A 1,760-nucleotide genomic window follows, 5' to 3' on the forward strand; every position below is an offset into this window, starting at 1 on the left:
GGCTCATCAAACAGCAGGATTTCGGGGTTCATCATGAGTGCTCGAGCAATGGCTACTCTTTGTTTTTGACCGCCCGAAAGCTTCGCTGGGTAAGCTGTCGCCCAATCAGAGAGCCCTATTTTATCTAGGAGCTCAGTGCTTCTTCGTTCGATTTCTAGAGATAGCTCCTTCTTAACTAATCTAGGTGCTATCTCCAAATTCTCTTTTACTGTGAGGTGAGGGAAGAGATTAAAATGCTGAAAGACCATTCCCATCTTGGAGGTGATTCGCTTGATCTCCTGCGGTTTCGANTAGATCCCGTCCCTCACCAAATAATCTCCGAAAATACAGATGCTGCCGCCGTCTATTTCTTCAAGATGGACAAGACTACGGAGCATTGTACTTTTCCCAGAGCCAGAGGGTCCGATCACGGCAACTACTTCGTTTTTATTCACATCAAAAGTAATTTGTTTTAATACATCCAACTTGCCATAGGATTTTTTGAGATTGGATACTTCAATAATAGCCACATTCCCCACTCCTTCTTAGTCAAATTTGAACCGTTGCTCGAGCCATTTAAAGAGAATGGTTAAAAAGAGCGTTAGAATTAAATAAATGATACCGGCAAGGATGAAAGGCACGATCGTAAAATCACGGTTCACAGCAGTTTGGGCAAAATGCAACAATTCGGGTACAGCAACGGCATAGAGTAGCGCGGTATCCTTGACAAGTGTTACTGATTCGTTAGAAACGGCGGGAAGAGCGATGCGAAACATTTGGGGAAGTATGATTCGCGTCGTCGTCTGCCATTTATTCAAACCAAGTACTTGGGAGGCCTCATATTGACCTTTATCAATTGCCAACAAACCACCGCGGAAGATCTCGGCAAAATATGCAGCATAGTTCAAAATAAACCCCAAACAAGCTGCGACAAAGCGGTCTAGAACTAAATAATCTCCAATCACAGGAAGCATAGGTAGCCCGAAACATATAAATAGCAGCTGTAGAAGCAATGGTGTACCACGCATCCAATATATATAGATCTGGGCGAACCAGGCTATAGGCTTGATTCTACTTTTTACAGCAAGTGTAAGTACGAAGCCGAGCGGAATCGACAGCACAATGACGATNAAAAACAAGAGTACTGTCACCTGAGCGCCTTCTAGCATTGGTTTAAGTATTGAGTTGATATACTCTATGGACATGAAAGGATCCCTCCAAAACAAAACAGGCTTTCCTACGGAAATCCTGTTTTACTATTATTCAGTATATTACTTTAATACCTTATCTTCGCCAAACCACTTTTTCGAGATTTCGGCAGCGGTACCGTCCTCATTCAACTCATCGAGCGCTTTTTGAAGCTTCTTTAACAGCTCCTCGTTACCTTTTTTCACGCCAACACCATATTCTTCAGGTGCAAGAGATTCATCTAGTAGCTTAAAGGTATCTTTTTCTTTAGACATGTAATACTTAATGACAACCTCATCTATAATCACTGCATCCACACGGCCCAGCTTCAGGTCACTCAAAGCAAGCACATTGTCGGCATACTCCGTAACCGTCTTGATCTTGGATTTAATCGGATGATCATTCAACGCATCAGCTGCAGAAGAAAGAGATTGAAGACCAACCACTTTTCCTGCTAAATCATCGAGTTTAGTAATGTTGGAATTAGCCAGGGTGACAACCACTTGTGCATTTTTCAAATAAGGCTTTGTGAAAAGAACCTTCTTTTTGCGCTCATCAGTGATCGTGTATCCGTTCCAAATGAGATCAATCCG

The 1,760-nt window shown here is 42.5% G+C and carries 3 protein-coding genes; all 3 read right to left on the bottom strand.

All coding sequences use genetic code 11. From position 1 onward, the window contains the following. Window positions 1–509: amino acid ABC transporter ATP-binding protein (locus GD441_RS16885; protein ID WP_153127519.1), on the bottom strand; the 509-nt coding region annotated here is incomplete at its 3' end. A gap of 15 nt (window positions 510–524) precedes the next feature. After that, entirely contained in the window at window positions 525–1,184 is a 660-nt protein-coding gene (locus tag GD441_RS16890; protein ID WP_153127520.1) for an amino acid ABC transporter permease, read from the bottom strand. Between the two features lie 66 nt (window positions 1,185–1,250). Then, window positions 1,251–1,760, bottom strand: a 510-nt coding sequence (locus GD441_RS16895) for a transporter substrate-binding domain-containing protein (RefSeq protein WP_153127521.1), incomplete at its 5' end; no start/stop codon positions are given.

It is taken from the genome of Peribacillus tepidiphilus, assembly GCF_009466385.1.
Lineage (GTDB): Bacteria > Bacillota > Bacilli > Bacillales > DSM-1321 > Bacillus_BN > Bacillus_BN tepidiphilus.